The sequence below is a fragment of the Rhizorhabdus antheiae genome, assembly GCF_049889055.1.
GTDB lineage: Bacteria > Pseudomonadota > Alphaproteobacteria > Sphingomonadales > Sphingomonadaceae > Rhizorhabdus.
In genome coordinates this window covers 106,983-123,587 of the sequence record NZ_JBLTWO010000008.1, presented here as the reverse complement: position 1 = coordinate 123,587, position 16,605 = coordinate 106,983, and the positions used below count along the sequence as shown (strand labels likewise).

Annotated in this window: 14 protein-coding genes; 13 read left to right on the top strand and 1 reads right to left on the bottom strand. The window is 64.5% G+C overall.

Annotation, left to right across the window (positions count from 1 at the left end):
- The first annotated feature begins 30 nt into the window (after positions 1–30).
- The 9 genes from ACNI3R_RS15465 to ACNI3R_RS15425 are packed head-to-tail and all read left to right on the top strand — an operon-like array spanning position 31 to position 9,878.
- Positions 31–705: a haloacid dehalogenase type II gene (locus ACNI3R_RS15465; protein ID WP_426184919.1), complete on the top strand. Its 675-nt coding sequence runs from the start codon at positions 31–33 to the stop codon at positions 703–705.
- 3 nt (positions 706–708) lie between these two features.
- Positions 709–1,992 (top strand): NAD(P)/FAD-dependent oxidoreductase, encoded by a 1,284-nt coding sequence (locus ACNI3R_RS15460; RefSeq protein ID WP_426184917.1) that lies wholly within the window; start codon positions 709–711, stop codon positions 1,990–1,992.
- Positions 1,992–3,515 carry an ABC transporter substrate-binding protein gene (locus tag ACNI3R_RS15455; RefSeq protein ID WP_426185129.1) on the top strand — a complete coding sequence of 508 codons (1,524 nt, stop codon included), beginning with the start codon at positions 1,992–1,994 and terminating at the stop codon, positions 3,513–3,515. The genes ACNI3R_RS15460 and ACNI3R_RS15455 overlap by 1 nt, the downstream gene beginning before the upstream one ends.
- On the top strand, positions 3,515–4,498 hold the full coding sequence (locus ACNI3R_RS15450) for an ABC transporter permease (protein ID WP_426184915.1): 984 nt from the start codon (positions 3,515–3,517) through the stop codon (positions 4,496–4,498). Before ACNI3R_RS15455 ends, ACNI3R_RS15450 begins: the two co-directional genes overlap by 1 nt.
- A complete protein-coding gene (locus ACNI3R_RS15445) occupies positions 4,495–5,319 on the top strand; it encodes an ABC transporter permease (RefSeq protein WP_426184913.1) in 825 nt (274 codons plus the stop codon). The genes ACNI3R_RS15450 and ACNI3R_RS15445 overlap by 4 nt, the downstream gene beginning before the upstream one ends.
- Complete coding sequence (locus tag ACNI3R_RS15440) at positions 5,316–7,064, top strand: ABC transporter ATP-binding protein (protein ID WP_426184911.1); 1,749 nt, start codon at positions 5,316–5,318, stop codon at positions 7,062–7,064. The genes ACNI3R_RS15445 and ACNI3R_RS15440 overlap by 4 nt, the downstream gene beginning before the upstream one ends.
- Positions 7,061–7,369, top strand: coding sequence for a (2Fe-2S)-binding protein (locus ACNI3R_RS15435; protein WP_426184909.1), 309 nt, complete (start codon positions 7,061–7,063; stop codon positions 7,367–7,369). Before ACNI3R_RS15440 ends, ACNI3R_RS15435 begins: the two co-directional genes overlap by 4 nt.
- On the top strand, positions 7,366–8,739 hold the full coding sequence (locus ACNI3R_RS15430) for an FAD/NAD(P)-dependent oxidoreductase (protein WP_426184907.1): 1,374 nt from the start codon (positions 7,366–7,368) through the stop codon (positions 8,737–8,739). The genes ACNI3R_RS15435 and ACNI3R_RS15430 overlap by 4 nt, the downstream gene beginning before the upstream one ends.
- Positions 8,736–9,878: an NAD(P)/FAD-dependent oxidoreductase gene (locus ACNI3R_RS15425; RefSeq protein WP_426184905.1), complete on the top strand. Its 1,143-nt coding sequence runs from the start codon at positions 8,736–8,738 to the stop codon at positions 9,876–9,878. The genes ACNI3R_RS15430 and ACNI3R_RS15425 overlap by 4 nt, the downstream gene beginning before the upstream one ends.
- A 79-nt stretch (positions 9,879–9,957) precedes the next feature.
- On the opposite strand, the gene ACNI3R_RS15420 is transcribed toward ACNI3R_RS15425, so the two are convergent.
- The gene (locus ACNI3R_RS15420; protein ID WP_426184903.1) at positions 9,958–11,430 is read right to left on the bottom strand and encodes an aldehyde dehydrogenase family protein; all 1,473 of its coding nucleotides are present in this window, start codon (positions 11,428–11,430) and stop codon (positions 9,958–9,960) included.
- A 232-nt stretch (positions 11,431–11,662) separates the two neighbouring features.
- Between ACNI3R_RS15420 and ACNI3R_RS15415 the strand changes: the two genes are divergently transcribed.
- From ACNI3R_RS15415 to ACNI3R_RS15400, 4 genes are all read left to right on the top strand, one after another.
- Positions 11,663–12,490 (top strand): GNAT family N-acetyltransferase, encoded by an 828-nt coding sequence (locus ACNI3R_RS15415; protein WP_426184901.1) that lies wholly within the window; start codon positions 11,663–11,665, stop codon positions 12,488–12,490.
- 2 nt (positions 12,491–12,492) lie between these two features.
- Positions 12,493–13,947: an NAD-dependent succinate-semialdehyde dehydrogenase gene (locus ACNI3R_RS15410; protein ID WP_426184899.1), complete on the top strand. Its 1,455-nt coding sequence runs from the start codon at positions 12,493–12,495 to the stop codon at positions 13,945–13,947.
- 16 nt (positions 13,948–13,963) lie between these two features.
- Complete coding sequence (locus ACNI3R_RS15405) at positions 13,964–15,043, top strand: tartrate dehydrogenase (protein WP_426184897.1); 1,080 nt, start codon at positions 13,964–13,966, stop codon at positions 15,041–15,043.
- 139 nt (positions 15,044–15,182) lie between these two features.
- Positions 15,183–16,595: an aspartate aminotransferase family protein gene (locus ACNI3R_RS15400; RefSeq protein WP_426184895.1), complete on the top strand. Its 1,413-nt coding sequence runs from the start codon at positions 15,183–15,185 to the stop codon at positions 16,593–16,595.
- Positions 16,596–16,605: the final 10 nt, after the last annotated feature.

The following is a 16,605-nucleotide window of genomic DNA, read 5'->3' as shown; positions in this document are numbered from 1 at the left end:
ATGGCCCACAAGAGGGATCGATCGCCTGTCATGAGCACCGCCGTCTTCACCCCCAAGTTCATCAGCTTCGACTGCTATGGCACGCTGACCCGCTTTCGCATGACCGATATGGCCATCGGCTTCTATGCTGATCGCCTTCCGCCCGAGGCCCTGCCGAAGTTCTGCAAGGACTGGGGGGCCTATCGCCTTGACGAAGTACTGGGCGCGTGGAAGCCCTATCGCGACGTGATCGCCAATTCGCTCGAGCGCTGCTCGAAGAAGTGGGGCGTGGAATTCCGCGAGGGAGACGCCAATGCGGTTTATGAGGCGGTGCCGACCTGGGGCCCTCATGACGACGTCCCGGGTGGCCTCTCCAAGATTTGCGACAAGATCCCGCTGGTGATCCTTTCCAACGCCATGAACAGCCAGATCATGTCGAACGTGGGCATGCTGGGCGCGACCTTCCACAAGGTCTGCACTGCGGAAAGCGCGCAGGCCTACAAGCCGCGTATGCAGGCTTTCGAATATATGTTCGATCAGCTGGGCATGGGTCCGGAAGTCGGCATGCATGTGTCCTCCAGCTTCCGCTATGACCAGAACACGGCGACGGACCTCGGCTTTGGCTGCCGCGTATTCGTCGGGCGCGGGCATGAGCCTTCGAACGCCAACTATCGCGATGTCGAAATCCCGCACATCGGCGCACTGCCCGCGGTTGTCGGCCTCTGAGCGATGCAGCCGCAATCGCTCTCCTACTGGCAACAAAGCACGCCCCCCTTTGCGGGTGGCGAGCAGGGCCGCGTCGAGGGCGATTGCGACGTTGCCGTCATCGGCGGCGGCTTTACGGGGCTTTCCGCCGCACTGGAGCTCGCGCGCAGCGGAGCAAATGTCATGTTGCTGGAGGGAGGTCGCATTGCTGGGGCGGCGTCGGGACGCAACGGCGGGCAGTGCAATGCCGGGACCGCGCATGATTTCGGCGCGCTGGCATCGGCACATGGCATCGATCTGGCGCGCAAGTGGTATCTTGCGCATGTGGACGCGGTTGAAACCGTGGAGCGGATTACGGCGCGCGAGGGGATCGACTGCGATTTCATCCGCTGCGGCCGGGCCAAGCTGGCCGCCAAGCCCGAGCATTTCCCCAAGCTGGAAGCCGCTCACGCGCTGCTGCGCAAAGAGGTCGACCCCAACGTCCAACTTGTCGGGCCCGGTGAAATTTCTTCCGAAATTCACGCGCAGGGGTTTCACGGTGCGCTCGTGCAGACGACGAGCGCGCAACTCCATCCCGGCAAGCTGGGCGCAGGCCTTGGCGAAGCGGCGGTGCGGGCCGGCGCGCGGGTCTGGGAGAGCGCGCCGGTCGAAGCGATCGAACGGTCTGGCGCCCGCTGGAGCCTGACGACCCCGCGCGGGCGCGCGCAGGCAAGGCAGGTGCTGATTGCGACAGGGGGTAACAGCCCTTACGCGCCATTCGGCTGGTTTCGCCGCCGCATCGTGACCGTGGGCAGTTTCGTGATCGCCACCGAGCCGCTTTCTGCCAGCCTGGCGCACCATCTGTTCCCGACGCGGCGCAATTATGTGACGAGCCGGATTGTCGGCAATTATTTCCGGCTTACCGGCGACAACCGCCTGATCTTTGGCGGGCGGGCGCGCTTTGCACTGTCGAATCCCACGTCGGATGCCAAATCGGGCCGCGTGCTCGAGGCGAAGCTGCGCGAACTGTTCCCCGACCTTGCGGGCACCGGAGTCGCCGCCTGCTGGGGCGGAGCGATTGACTTGACGGCAGACCGCCTGCCGCGCGCGGGAGAACATGACGGACTGTTCTACGCCATGGGCTACAGCGGTCACGGCGTGCAGATGGCGACCGCCATGGGCCAGCACATGGCAAGGGTCATGGGCGGCGATCCTTCGGCCAATCCCTTTACCGAGCTTTCATGGCCCGCAATTCCCGGCCATTTGGGAAAGCCCTGGTTCCTGCCGATGGTGGGGGCGTGGTACCGGCTGCAGGACTGGCTGCACTGATGGGCCTGACACGCCGCGCCTTGATCGGTTCGGGCCTTGCCGCGGCAGGTGCGCTGACGCTACCCGGCACTATCGCAAGCGCGGCACCGAGGCGCGGCGGATCGATCTGCGTGGCGGGGCAATCTGCCTCCACTTCGGATACGCTCGATCCGGCCAAGGCCAGCCATTCGACCGATTATCTGCGCCACTTCATGCTCTACAGCGGCTTGACCGCAACCGGAGCAGACCTGATCGCGCGGCCCAAACTTGCAGAACGTTTCGACAGCGCCGATCGCGTGATCTGGCACTTTACCCTGCGCAAGGGCGTGCGGTTTCATGATGGTGCCGAACTGACCAGCGCCGACGTCGTGTGGTCGTTGCGCCGCCATGCCGATCCCGCACTGGGATCGAAGATGGCGACGATTGCCCGGCAATTCGCCGAAGTGCGGCCCGATGGACGCTACGGCGTTGTGATCCGCCTGCACGGAGCAAATGCCGATCTGCCGGCGATCCTTTCGCAATCGCATTTCCTGATCGTGCGCGCGGGCGAGGCGAAACCCGGGGGCAACGGTACCGGCCCCTATCGCCTCGCCCAGTTCAAGCCCGGCGTACGTACTGAGGTTGTGCGCAACGAGGACTATTGGGTGCCAGGCAAAGCCTGGCTCGACCGGATCGAACTGATCGCCATTCCCGATGAAGTCAGCCGAGTGAACGCGCTGCTTTCAGGCGATGTGCAGTTGATCATGTCGCTCAACCCGCGATCGACGAAGCGGGTGGACACATCGCCTGCGCACCGGGTGCTGGCAACGCCATCGGGCCTTTATTCCGATCTGATATTGCGGCAGGACCGGCTGCCGACCGGCAATCCCGACTTCGTGATGGCGATCAAGCATCTGTTCGACCGTCCGCTGATCAAGCGTGCGCTGTTCCGTAACTACGCAACGATCGCCAACGATCATCCGATCCCGCCCTTCCACCCCTATTTCAACCCGCACATTGCGCAGACCAAGCTCGATCTCGACAGGGCCAGATGGCATCTGGCGCGCAGCGGGCTGAAAGGCGTGCGCCTGCCGATCTACGCTTCGCCCGCAGCCGAAGGTTCGGTCGACATGGCCTCGATCCTGCAGGAATATGGCGCGCGGGTAGGGCTGGAACTGGCGGTGAACCGCGTGCCTGCCGATGGCTACTGGTCCACCCACTGGATGAAGCACCCTCTGGGCTTCGGTAACACCAATCCGCGCCCGACAGCGGATCTGGTCTTCAGCCTGTTTTACAAGTCCGATGCGGACTGGAACGAAAGCGGCTGGAAGAACGAACGGTTCGACCGGCTGCTGGTGGAAGCGCGCGGGGCAACCGACGAGGGCCTGCGCCGCGAGATATATGGCGAGATGCAGCAGATCGTGCACGGCAAGTGCGGCGTGGCGATCCCGGTGTTCATCACGCTGATCGATGCGTTCGACAAGCGGCTGGGTGGCCTCACCTCGGTGCCGTTGGGTGGGCTGATGGGCTATCAGTTTGCCGAACATGTGTGGTGGAATGGCTGATGGCGACGGCTGAATCTCCTCGCTCCGCGCTGTCCGGCGTACTGCGGCTGGTGGGCAAGCGCATCGCTTCTTCGGCGCTGACGCTGCTTCTGGTTTCAGCAGTGGTCTTCACCATTTCCGGCCTCCTGCCCGGCGATGCTGCGCAGGAAAGCCTGGGGCAGAGCGCTACCCCCGAACAGGTAGCTGCACTGCGCCACGAGATGGGTCTCGATCGACCGGCGTTGACACGCTACCTGGAATGGCTGCGCGGCATGGTGCAGGGCGATCCCGGCCTGTCGTTGGTCGCCGGCATGCCTGTGCGCGATGTCGTTGCCGAACGGCTGCCCAACTCGCTGATGCTGGCGGGCTTCACGGCGCTGCTTTCGGTGCCTCTGGCGCTTACCATCGGCATTGCTTCCGCCATCAATCGCGGCGGACGGCTGGACCGGGGGCTGAATCTCGCGATGCTTTCTGCGGTGGCAATGCCCGAATTCCTGGTGGCGACGCTGGGCGTGCTGGTGTTCTCGGTCAAACTCCTATGGCTGCCCTCCATCGCGCTGGTCAACGAAGAGGCAAGCCTGTGGGACAGCTTGCGCTCCTGCGCCTTGCCGGTGCTGTCACTCACGGTCGTCGTGGTTGCACAAATGGCGCGGATGACGCGGTCGGCGGTGGCCGACCAGCTTGACCAGCCCTATGTGGAAATGGCGCGGCTGAAGGGCCTGCCGTTTCGCCGCATCGTCCTGGTCCACGTCATGCCCAATGCAGTCGGACCGATCGTCAATGCGGTGGCACTGTCGCTGTCCTACCTGATGGGCGGGGCGATCATCGTGGAGACGATCTTCAACTTTCCCGGGCTTGCCAGCCTGATGGTCAATGCGGTGACCAGCCGCGACATGCCGCTGCTGCAGGCCTGCGCAATGATCTTCTGTGCGGTCTATCTCGCTCTCATGCTGCTGGCCGATACAATCGCGATCCTCGCCAACCCAAGGCTGCGCGCGCAGTGAGACCGCTGATCTCCCTCGCACGCGCATTGCCGCTTTCGGGCCGGATCGGGCTCGGCCTTGTACTGATGTGGCTGGCGATAGCCCTGGCCGGACCTGCGCTCGCCCCGCATCCGGTGGGGGCCTTCGTCGACTTCGAGGTTTTTTCGGGCCTGTCTGCGCGGTTTCCGCTGGGCAGCGACTATCTCGGCCGCGATGTGCTGAGCCGCCTGTTATGGGCTGCGCGCTATACCGTGTTCCTTGGCGCTGGCGGGGCGCTGCTGGCCTGTCTTGGCGGAACCGCACTTGCGCTGACTGCTGCCGTCTGCGGAGGCTGGGTGGACGAGGTGCTTTCACGTGTGATGGACACGCTGATCTCGATCCCTTCGAAGATCTTCGCGCTGGTCATGGTTGCGGCATTCGGCTCCTCGCTCGGCCTGCTGCTGACGATCACGGCGGTTACCTATGTCCCGGGCAATTTTCGCATTGCCCGGGCGCTGGCGGTCAACGTGGTCGCACTCGATTTCGTTACCGTGGCACGAGCCCGAGGCGAAGGGGGATGGCATGTGGCATTGCGTGAGGTGCTGCCCAACATGATCCACCCGCTGCTGGCCGATCTCGGATTGCGCTTCGTGTTCATCGTGCTGCTGCTATCTGGCCTGTCGTTCCTCGGCCTTGGGGTGCAGCCGCCCTATGCGGACCTCGGCTCGCTGGTACGCGAGAACATCTCGGGGCTTACCGAAGGCGCGCCCGCGATCATTGTGCCCGCCATCGCCATCGCCACGCTGACGGTCGGCGCGAACCTGCTGATCGATGCGCTCAAGCCCTTGGAGACGGAGGGATGAACGCGCATGTATCGGTCAAGAATTTGCGCATCGTCGCAGGTGAAAAAGCGATTGTTCAGGACGTCTCGTTCGAGATTGCGCGCGAGCAGGTTCTCGCGCTGATTGGGGAATCCGGGTCCGGCAAGACGACGATCGCACTGGCGCTGATGGGCTATTCGCGCTTCGGCGCGACGATCTCCGGCGAGGTGTGGCTAGGCGATACGCGGGTCGACCAGCTAGATGAGGCAGGCCTCCGGACGCTGCGCGGCCGGCGCGTTTCCTATGTGGCGCAGAGTGCCGCTTCGGCCTTCAACCCTTCGCGTACGATCATGGCACAGGTGACCGAGCCCTTGCTGGTCCATGGACTGGCGGGCAAGGCCGAGGCTGAAGCGCGCGCTGTGGAACTGTTCCGTGTGCTGGCGCTGCCGTTCCCGCAGACCATCGGGGCGCGCTATCCGCACCAGCTTTCCGGCGGGCAGCTTCAGCGGCTGATGGCGGCAATGGCGCTGATCACGCGGCCGGAACTCGTGATCCTAGATGAGCCGACCACGGCGCTTGACGTGACCACGCAAGTCGAGGTGCTCAAAGCCTTCAAGGCGGCAATTGCCGCAGTGGGCGCGACGGCGATCTATGTCAGCCACGATCTGGCGGTGGTGGCGCAGATGGCAGACCAGATTCTTGTGCTCAACCAGGGGCGCACCCGGGAGCAGGGCGATGCGGCGCAGGTGCTCCATGCACCTGCCGACGACTATACCTGCACGCTTATGGCGGCCGCGCGCCCCAAGGTCCGCACAGCTCCGGCCGCCATTGACGGGGATGCGCTGCTCCAGGTCTCAGGCGTCAATGCCGCTTATGGCAAGGTGCCGGTGCTGCGCGACATTTCGCTAAGCCTGGCCAAAGGAGCGACGCTCGGCGTGATCGGCGAAAGCGGATCGGGCAAATCCACGCTCGCCCGCGTGATTGCCGGCCTTCTGCCACGCAGCGCCGGATCGGTCAGCTTAGGGGGCGAAGAGCTGCCAAGAAGCCTCGAAGGTCGCAGCCGCGAACAGTTCCGGAGGGTGCAACTGGTGTTCCAGAACGCCGACACCGCGCTCAATCCCATGCACAGCGTCGGTCAGACGCTGGCCCGGCCGCTGGCGTTCTACCACGGACTGAGAGGGGCAGACGCACAGCGGGAAGTGGCGAGGTTGCTCGATCTGATCCGCCTGCCCTCCGAACTGGCAACGCGCAATGTCCGTCAGCTTTCGGGCGGGCAGAAGCAGCGCGTGAACCTGGCCCGCGCCCTCGCCGCCCGTCCAGAGGTGCTGCTGTGCGACGAAGTGACATCCGCGCTCGATACCGTGGTCGGTGCGGCTATCCTCGAGCTGATCGACGAGCTTCGCCGCGAACTCGGCATCGCTACCCTGTTCATTAGCCACGATATCTCAACCGTCCGCGCGTTCTGCGACAAAGTGCTTGTGCTCTATGGCGGCACCGCGGTGGAGCAGTCGGATGCGGCCGCCTTTGCGCGGGGTGTCCATCATCCGTACACCCGAGTTCTGATGGATTCGGTACCCGAGATGCGCGCGGGCTGGCTGCAGCAGGCGGTAACACGCGCGCCGGTCATGCCGATGGAATCCGGGCCGGACCTTTGCCGATTCCTGCCGCGCTGTCCGGTGGCCTTGCGCGGCCGCTGCGACGCCGAAGCGCCCCCCTTGCGGACGGGCGAAGGTCTCGCCCTTCTGTGCCATCACGACATCCACGAACTGAGGGAGCCGACTGCATGACCGGCCGCTTCCGCCGCCTTGACGAAACTGGCCGCGCGCGCGTGCGGATGACCGTCGATGGTAGCGAAATCACAGCACTTGAAGGCGATACGCTTATGGTGGCGCTGCTCGACAGCGGGCTCGCCCTGCGCAGCGCCGAGTTCGGGCCGGAGCGCCGCGCAGGCTTCTGCCTGATGGGGGCTTGTCAGGATTGCTGGGTTCGCGATGCCCAAGGCAATTCCTTGCGCGCCTGCTCCACGATGGTCGAAAACGGCCTTGCGATCTCGACGCGGCCACTGACGGCAGACTGGTCGGTGGCTCCATGACCGACCGTGTGGTAATCGTTGGCGCAGGGCCGGCCGGCGTGAACGCGGCGGAAGCGCTGGTACGGGTAGGCCTGCACCCGATCGTGATCGACGAGGGCACCCGGTCGGGCGGGCAGATCTATCGCCGCCAGCCCGAAGGTTTCAAGCGATCATATGAGACGCTCTACGGCAAGGATGCGCACCGGGCACGAGGCGTGCACGACAGGTTCGATGCCTTGCAGTCGCAGATCGACTATCGCCCCGAAACACTGGTGTGGAACGTCGCCGAAGGGCAGGTTTGGGCAGCGCGTGCGGGCGAGACGGAAGCGATCCCCTATGACCGCCTGATCGTGTGTTCGGGTGCGATCGACCGGCTCGCCCCCGTCCCGGGCTGGCAACTGGCGGGCTGCTACTCGCTGGGCGGATCGCAGGTGGCCCTGAAGGCCCAGGCCTGCAGCATCGGCGGCGCGGTGGTGTTCATGGGTACCGGGCCACTGCTCTACTATGTCGCTTCGCAATATGTGAAGGCAGGGGCGAATGTCGTCGCGGTGCTCGATACCTCGCCCCTTTCGGGCCGGGTAAGAGCGCTGCCGAAGCTGGCCACGCAACCCGATCTGCTTTGGCAGGGCATTTCATTGACGTTCGGTCTCAAGCGTGCGGGCGTGACGGTGCTCTCGGGCGTGACTCCCGTGACGATAAGCGGCGATCCCGAGACCGGCGTTTCGGGCGTCACCATCCGCACAGCTTCGGGCACGCTGCGGCATTTCGAATGCGATGCCGTGGCGATGGGCTGGCACCTGCGGCCCGAAACCCAGATCGCCGACCTTGCCCGCGCCAGCTTTAGCTTCGATCCCCACACCCGCCAGTGGCTGCCCGAGATCGACGCCGACGGTCGGGCCAGCGCACCGGGTCTCTATCTCGCCGGAGATGGCGCGAAGGTCCTTGGCGCGCGCTCGGCCGAAGTCACCGGCGAGCTTGCCGCCCTCGCCGCTCTCGCCGACATGGGCCACGCCATCGACCAAGACCGCCGCCGCCACCTTCTGGCCGAACGCGCGCGCTATGTGCGCTTCGCCGAAGGCCTCGCCGAGGCCTTTCCCTGGCCGCACCGTTTCGTAGCGGACACGGCAGACAGCACCGTCCTCTGCCGCTGCGAAGGGGTGACCGCCGCCGACCTGCGGGCCAGCGTCAATGTCGCCCATGCGACCGAAACCAACCGCGCCAAGGCCTTCAGCCGCGTTGGCATGGGCCGCTGTCAGGGGCGCTATTGCAGCAATGCCTCGGCAGAGGTCATCTCTGCCTTGCGCGGAGAGCCGCTGGAAAAGGCAGGCCGCCTGCGCGGGCAGGCGCCGGTCAAGCCGATTCCGGTCGCCACGGCTAGGACCGACGCATGAGCGCACCTGAAGCCACGGCAGACGTCGCGATCATCGGCGGCGGCTTGATGGGCTGCTCCGCCGCGTTCTTCCTCGCACAGCGCGCCCGTTCGGTGATCCTGCTGGAAACGGACAAGGTCGGGCGTCAGGCGAGCGGAACCAATTTCGGCAATGTTCGCCGGCAGGGGCGCCCGATCTTTCAGCTGCCGTTGGCCAACCGGGCCAGTCGCATTTGGCGGCAGGCCGGCGAACTGCTCGGATCTGATGTGGAATATCTGCAGAACGGCCACATCCGCGTCTGTTTTCGCGACCGGCCCGAAAATGTGGGCAGGATGGAGGAATATGCCGCACAGGCGCGCGAGGAAGGGCTCGATCTCGAACTGCTTTCCGGCAATGCACTGCGCGCGCGGTTCCCGTGGCTCGGCCCCGAGGTGCTGGCGGGATCGCATTCCGCGCTGGACGGTCATGCCAACCCGCGCCTTGCCGCACCTGCCTTTGCCCGCGCGGCGATGAAGCTGGGCGCGCAGGTGGTCGAAGATACGAAGATCGTTCATGCAGCCAAGGTCGGCGAGGACTTCGTCCTGGAAGCCGAAGACGGCCGCCGCTTCCGCGCGCCGACCCTGCTTGTAACGGCCGGTGCATGGGCTGGAAATATCGTGAGCCAGTTTGGCGAGTCTCTGACGCTCACCCCCCGCGCACCGACGATGAGCGTGACCGAACCGGTACCCTATTCGATTCTTCCCGCAGTCGGCGTGATGACCCCGGACGAAGTCGAGACCGTCTATTTCCGGCAGGTCGCGCGCGGCAACGTAATCCTTGGTGGCTCCATCCGAGCCCCGTCCTATCCGGACGAATACCGCTCCTATGTCATGCCACGGAACAGCATGACTCAATTCCACCATCTGCGCCGCCTCGCGCCGGCGCTGGCGAAGCTGCAGGTCATCCGCGTCTGGACCGGCATCGAGGGCTATACCGACGACAGCTTGCCGGTAATGGGGCCGAGCAACACCGTGCCAGGCCTATTCTATGCCTTCGGCTTCTCCGGCTCGGGTTTCCAGATTGGCCCGGGCGTCGGCGAAACGATGGCCGAACTGATCGTCACCGGGCACACCGACATTCCGATCGGAGCCTATTCGATCGGGCGCTTTGCCTCAGCCTGATCTTCCTGACTGTCCGAAGAACAATCGCGGAAATTGAACCGGCAACGCTGGGGAAGCGAAGGAGCGACGAGCTCGTTTTTCAGATCTGGATCAGCGCGGTCTTCACCTTGCACGAGGCAAGATAGGCCTCGCGGCCCAGATCCTTGCCCACGCCCGATTGCTTGAAGCCCCCGGTCGGCAGGATGAAATCGTCCGAGCGGCCATAGCGGTTGACCCAGACGGTCCCGGCATCGAGCGCGCGGACCGCCCGCAGCGCACGCGAAAGATCGCTGGTGTGGACGCCTGCGGCGAGGCCATAGCGCGTGCCGTTGGCGAGCGCGAAGGCTTCCGACTCGTCGGCGAAGGACTGCACGGTCAACACCGGACCGAAGATCTCGCCCTGCACGGCCTCGCTATCCGCCGCCACGTTCGTCAACAGCGTAGGCTGGTAATAGCTGCCCGATTGCGGCGCCGAGGCGCGCGCTCCCCCGGTCACGGCTTCGCCCCCCCCGGCACGGGCGCGCTGAACCACGCCGTCTATCTGCGCCAGCTGGCCTTCGGAGATGATCGGGCCCATCGTCGTTCGTTCGTCCCAGGTCGGGCCGATACTGTGCGCCTGAAATGCGGCAGTCAGGCGCTCGACCACTTCGTCGCGCACCTTTTCGTGAACCAGCAACCTTGATCCGGCGACGCAGACCTGGCCGGCGTTGAGCGTGATAGCGCGGGCCACCAGTGCTGAGGCCTTGCCGAGATCGGCATCTGCGAAGATCACCTGCGGGCTCTTGCCGCCCAGTTCCAGAGTCGAGGGTTTCGGCCCGGCTTCGGCGCAGGCGGCCATGATCGCGCGGCCGGTGCGCGTGGAACCCGTGAAGCTCACCTTGCCTACGCCTTCATTCCGCACCAGCCCGTCGCCGATGTCGGCCCCGCCACCTTGCACGATGTTGAAGATGCCCGCCGGAATACCCGCCTCCACCGCCAGCGTGGCCAGCCGCACGACCGAGAACGGCGTTAGTTCGGACGGTTTGAGCACCACCGCATTGCCTGCCGCGAGTGCAGGGCCAAGCTTCCAAGCAGCCATGACCAGCGGCAGATTCCACGGTGCTATCGCCGCCACCACCCCATAGGGCTGTGTCAGCGTGAAACCCAGCTTGTCGGGCGTGGTCGCTCCGATCTCGCCGCCGTGCTTGTCGGCAAACTCGGCGAAAAAGCGGATGCACTCGGCGGTATAGGGCAGGTCCCAAGCGAGGATTTCACGCAGTGTCCGGCTCGACCCTGCAGCCTCCATCGGAGCGAGCGTTCCGGAATCGGCCTCTATCAGATCGGCCCATCGGCGCAGCAGGCGCATGCGCCCGCGCGGTTCCATCGTGCCCCAGCCGCTGGTCTTCTGACTCCGTACGGCATCTTCTACCGCATCGGCCACTTGCTGCGCGTCGGCGGAGCGCAGCTCTCCCAGCAGGCCGCCGTCCGACGGGCGCATCACGGCAAAGCTCCGCCCACGCCCGGTAACCGTTGTGCCACCGATGAAATTGGCCGCCAGCGCGGGACGGATCGTGTCGGGATCGAACGGGCTCATCTGCGGGTTCCGGTCTCTCTATGTGTCGCGGCAGTCTATGCCGGCACTTGCGCCACAGATACGACGAAGCGGTGCAAATCTGCGCGATAATGTTCCGAATCCTATATAAAACCGGCAATTTCTGTTGATCGGGGCTGGCTAGACCAGCAGCATCGAGGCGCATCGCCTGCGCCACCAATATTGCAAATTGCGGGAGCAAGAGATGACAGTTCCGGACGCGGCACAGATCGTCATGCGCGACATGACCAGCAAAGACGTTCTCGCCGCCGCCGAACTGTGCATCGAACAGCAATGGCCTCATCGCGAGGAGGATCTCGCACTGTTTTTCTCGATTGGCGAAGGCGTGGTCGCGGAGCTTGATGGCAAGGTTGTCGGCACCGTTATGGGCTGGCGCTTTGGCGAAAGCTTTGCGACCCTGGGGATGGTGATCGTCACCAACGCCTTGCAGGGCAAGGGCCTCGGCCGACAGCTCATGGATACGATGCTTGAACGGCTGCAGGGCCGCACCATCCTCCTCAATGCCACCGCCGCAGGTTTGCCGCTCTACCGCAAGATGGGTTTTGTCGAACTCGGTGCCGTCTGCCAGCATCAGGCCATCGCATCCGCACAGCCGCTGGTCCAGCTGCGCCCGGGTGAACGGGTGCGGCCGATGGGCGCGACCGATGGCGAAGCCCTCAATGCGCTCTATGCTGCAGCGACAGGAATGGACCGCAAGGTCCTGCTCGATGCCTTCCTCGCCGAAGGCAATACCGTGGTGCTGTCCCATGAACATGAGCAGTCCGGCTTTGCCGTGTTGCGCCGTTTTGGGCGTGGATGGGCCATCGCGCCAGTCGTCGCCCCCGATGCCGACGGAGCCAAAGCGCTGATCTCGCACTGGCTGGGCACGCAATCGGGCAGCTTCTGTCGCATCGACATTCCCGAAGAATCCGGGCTCGGTCCCTGGCTCGAGGAGCAGGGCCTGCCTCAGGTCGGCCGGGTTACCGTCATGGCGCTTGGCCCCGCACCGGTTTCGGGCGATACCGTCAAGGCCTTTGGCCTCGCCGCGCAGGCGCTGGGCTGAACATGCTCACCCTGAACGACAGCACCCTGCTGCTGCAGGCGGCACTGATAGATGGCGAATGGATTTCCGGCGGTCTGCCCTCGATCGAGGTCACCGACCCGGCCACGGGCGAGATCATCGGTACGGTGCCCGATTGCGGGGAAGCCGAAACCACAACCGCGATCGCCGCCGCGCAACGCGCCTGGTCCGAATGGCGTCGCCGCACGGCAAATGAGCGTGCCGTGCTGCTGGAAGCCTGGCATGCGCTGGTACTGGCCAATCTCGACGATCTTGCGCTGATCATGACCGCCGAACAGGGCAAGCCTCTGGCCGAGGCACAGGGTGAAATTCGCTACGCCGCCTCGTTCATCAAATGGTTCGCAGAGGAAGGCCGCCGCATCGGCGGCCGCAACGTGCCTTCGCCCGAGCGTGACCGGCGCATCATCGTGATGACCGAACCGGTCGGCGTTTCTGCCGCGATCACGCCGTGGAACTTCCCCGCCGCCATGATTACCCGAAAGTGCGCACCCGCACTTGCCGCCGGGTGCCCGGTCGTGATCAAGCCTTCGGAGCTGACGCCCTTTACTGCGCTCGCGCTGGCCGAACTGGCGCGACGAGCGGGCTTCCCCAGCGGTTCGATCAACGTGCTCACCGGCATGCCCGAGGCCATCGGCGCGGCGATCACAGCAAGCCCCGTCGTGCGCAAGCTCTCCTTCACCGGCTCCACCCGCGTCGGAGCGCTACTGATGCGCCGGAGTGCGGACACGATCAAGCGGCTGAGCCTCGAACTGGGCGGCAATGCACCGCTCATTGTGTTCGACGATGCCGACCTCGATCTGGCCGTTAAGGCGACGATGGCCAGCAAGTTCCGCAATGCCGGACAGACCTGCGTATGCGCCAACCGAATCCTGGTCCATTCGACGGTCTACGACGAATTTGCCGACCGCCTCGGCGCGGCTGTCGCGGCGCTCACTGTCGGTAACGGCATGGACCCTGATGCCACCACCGGCCCGCTGATCAATCGCGCGGCGAAGGACAAGGTGTCCGCTCATGTCGAAGATGCACTGGCCAAGGGTGGCAAGTTGCTGTTTTCGGGCCGCGGCGCGCAGGGTGGCAACTTCGCGCGGCCCGTCGTGATCGGCAATGCCTCGCCCGACATGTGGCTCGCGTCCGAGGAAACATTCGGCCCCGTCGCCCCCCTGTTCCGCTTCGAAACCGAACAGGAGGCCATCGCGCTGGCCAACGACACGCCCTACGGTCTGGCGAGCTATTTCTATACCTCGGGCCTCGATCGGGCGTTCCGGGTAGCCGAGGCGCTAGAGGCAGGGATGATTGCGCTCAACACCGGCTCGATCGCGATGGAAATGGCGCCGTTCGGCGGGGTCAAGCAATCGGGCCTCGGGCGCGAAGGCGGCACTATGGGCATCGAGGAATATCTGGAAACCAAGGCATTCCACATCGGTAGCCTGAAGATCTGAAACCCGGGGGACAAGCATGGCAAGCAACAGGCGAAAGCATATCATTGCGGTAATCCCCGGCGATGGGATCGGCAAGGAAGTCATGCCCGAAGGCATGCGCGTGCTGGAAAAGGCGGCGATGCTGTTCGGCTTCGATATCGAACAGAAGTGGCACAATTTCGCCTGCTGCGACTATTATGCGCATCATGGCAGGATGATGCCCGAGAACTGGAAGGAAGAGATCGGCCGTCCCGATGCGATTTTCTTCGGTGCTGTCGGCTGGCCCGATACCGTGCCCGATCACATCTCGCTCTGGGGATCGCTGCTGCAGTTCCGCCGCGAATATGATCAATATGTGAATCTGCGTCCCGTGCGCCTTATGCCTGGCGTGCCCTGCCCGCTGGCCGGCCGCGAGCCGGGCGATATCGACTTCTGGGTCGTGCGCGAGAATACCGAGGGTGAATACTCCTCGGTCGGCGGCACCATGTTCCCCGGCACGGACCGCGAAGTGGTGATCCAGGAAACAGTGATGACCCGCATCGGTGTGGACCGCGTACTCCGTTATGCCTTCGATCTGGCACAGAAGCGCCCACGCAAACACTTGACCAGCGCCACCAAATCCAATGGCATCGCCATAACCATGCCCTACTGGGATCAGCGCGTGGAAGCCATCGGCGCCGAGTATCCCGATGTGCGCCATGACAAATACCACATCGATATCCTCACGGCGCAGTTCGTGCTGAATCCGGATCGCTTCGATGTAGTGGTCGGCTCGAACCTGTTCGGAGATATCCTTTCCGATCTCGGCCCGGCCTGCACCGGCACGATCGGCGTCGCACCGTCGGGCAATATCAACCCGGAGGGCACGCATCCTTCGCTGTTCGAGCCGGTCCACGGCTCCGCGCCCGACATTGCTGGGCAGGGGATCGCGAATCCCGTTGGCCAGATCTGGTCCGCCGCGATGATGCTGGAGCATCTGGGCGAAGCAGAAGCTGCCGCTGCGATCATGCGCGCAGTCGAACAGGTTCTTGCCACCCCTTCGGCTCGCACGCGTGATCTGAAGGGCGCGGCCAGCACGGAAAACTGCGGGAAGGCCATTGCCGAAGCTCTCGGCTGACCCCGACTGGGCGCGGCATAAAGTGCTGCGCCCGGTCATCTGAACGCCCCCGAAGCGCCCCTTCGCGATCGCTTTCGGCGAATCCCGCTCTTGCTCGCAGCATAGTCTATCGGCATTGTTCCTCAATGGACGAGCCGCGATGAACGCCCCCGCTTATGCTCTTTCGAACCGTGCCCTTCTCGATATCGATCGCGATCACCTGATCCACTCGGTCACATCGTTCCGGGGCCACGAACAGAACGGCGCGGTCGTGCTCGAATCCGGCAAGGGCATGTGGCTGACGGATGCCGAAGGAAACCGACTGCTTGATGCTTTTGCGGGCCTGTGGTGCGTGAACGTCGGCTACGGTCAGGATTCGATCGTCGAAGTCGCAGCAGAGCAGATGCGCCGCCTGCCCTATGCCACCGGCTATTTCCACTTCGCCAGCGAACCGGCTATCCGCCTTGCCGGGGAGCTTACTGCCGCCGCACCGGCGGGACTCGACCATGTGTTTTTCACCCAAGGCGGCTCGGATGCCATCGACAGCGCCATCCGCTACATAGTTCATTACTGGAATGCGGCAGGGAGGCCCGAGAAGAAGCACTTCATCGCACTGGAATGGGGCTATCACGGATCGAGCAGCCTTGGCGCCGGACTTACCGCGCTCGGCAATTTCCACCGCAACTTCGATCTGCCGCGCCCCTGGCAGCACCATATCAGCTCGCCCTATCCCTATCGCCACCCACAGGGGGATGATGAGGCGGCGGTGATCGCTTCAACCGTTGCGGCGCTGGAAGCCAAGGTTGCCGAACTCGGGGCCGACAATGTCGCGGCCTTCTTCTGCGAACCGATCCAGGGCTCGGGCGGCGTCATCGTCCCTCCGCGCGGCTGGCTCAAGGCGCTGCGCAAGACCTGCACGCGGCTCGGGATCCTGATGGTGGTGGACGAGGTCATCACCGGCTTCGGTCGCACCGGCCCGCTCTTCGCCTGCCTCGATGAAGGCGTCTCGCCCGACTTCATGACCGCGGCCAAAGGCCTGACGGCCGGTTACATCCCGATGGGCGCGATGTTCATGGCCGATCACGTCTATCAGACTATCGCCGATGCCGCTCCTCCGGCTCTGCCCATCGGCCATGGCCAGACCTATTCGGGCCACCCCGTCGCCGCCGCCGTGGCACTGGAAGTGCTGCGCCTCTATCGTGAAGGCGGACTGCTCGAAAACGGTCGCAAGACCGGAGAGCGATTTGCCGAAAGGATGGAACGCATCCGCAGCCACCCACTGGTCGGCGATGTGCGCTATCGCGGCATGCTCGGCGCGATAGAACTCACCCCCGACAAGACGACGCGGGCGATTTTCGACGGCTCGCTGGACATCGCCGGACGCCTTGCAAAGCTGACCTATGCCAATGGGGTGATCGTACGCTGCTTCGCCAATGCCGTGCTCGGCTTCGCACCAGCGCTGTGCTGCACGCTGGAGGAAATGGACATGATCTTTGATCGCGTGGAACGCTCGCTGGATCAGCTGCTCGATCAGCCCGACATCCGCGCCGCCGTTGCGCCGCAAGACGCCTGAAGCAGCGAGC

Bases quoted from the DNA above. Each gene is read 5' to 3' on its own strand.
- ACNI3R_RS15425 (WP_426184905.1), top strand. From the start codon at position 8,736: ATGAGCGCACCTGAAGCCACGGCAGACGTCGCGATCATCGGCGGCGGC.
- ACNI3R_RS15440 (WP_426184911.1), top strand. From the start codon at position 5,316: ATGAACGCGCATGTATCGGTCAAGAATTTGCGCATCGTCGCAGGTGAA.
- ACNI3R_RS15430 (WP_426184907.1), top strand. From the start codon at position 7,366: ATGACCGACCGTGTGGTAATCGTTGGCGCAGGGCCGGCCGGCGTGAAC.
- ACNI3R_RS15460 (WP_426184917.1), top strand. From the start codon at position 709: ATGCAGCCGCAATCGCTCTCCTACTGGCAACAAAGCACGCCCCCCTTT.
- ACNI3R_RS15435 (WP_426184909.1), top strand. From the start codon at position 7,061: ATGACCGGCCGCTTCCGCCGCCTTGACGAAACTGGCCGCGCGCGCGTG.
- ACNI3R_RS15450 (WP_426184915.1), top strand. From the start codon at position 3,515: ATGGCGACGGCTGAATCTCCTCGCTCCGCGCTGTCCGGCGTACTGCGG.
- ACNI3R_RS15405 (WP_426184897.1), top strand. From the start codon at position 13,964: ATGGCAAGCAACAGGCGAAAGCATATCATTGCGGTAATCCCCGGCGAT.
- ACNI3R_RS15420 (WP_426184903.1), bottom strand. From the start codon at position 11,430: ATGAGCCCGTTCGATCCCGACACGATCCGTCCCGCGCTGGCGGCCAAT.
- ACNI3R_RS15415 (WP_426184901.1), top strand. From the start codon at position 11,663: ATGCGCGACATGACCAGCAAAGACGTTCTCGCCGCCGCCGAACTGTGC.
- ACNI3R_RS15400 (WP_426184895.1), top strand. From the start codon at position 15,183: ATGAACGCCCCCGCTTATGCTCTTTCGAACCGTGCCCTTCTCGATATC.
- ACNI3R_RS15465 (WP_426184919.1), top strand. From the start codon at position 31: ATGAGCACCGCCGTCTTCACCCCCAAGTTCATCAGCTTCGACTGCTAT.
- ACNI3R_RS15410 (WP_426184899.1), top strand. From the start codon at position 12,493: ATGCTCACCCTGAACGACAGCACCCTGCTGCTGCAGGCGGCACTGATA.
- ACNI3R_RS15455 (WP_426185129.1), top strand. From the start codon at position 1,992: ATGGGCCTGACACGCCGCGCCTTGATCGGTTCGGGCCTTGCCGCGGCA.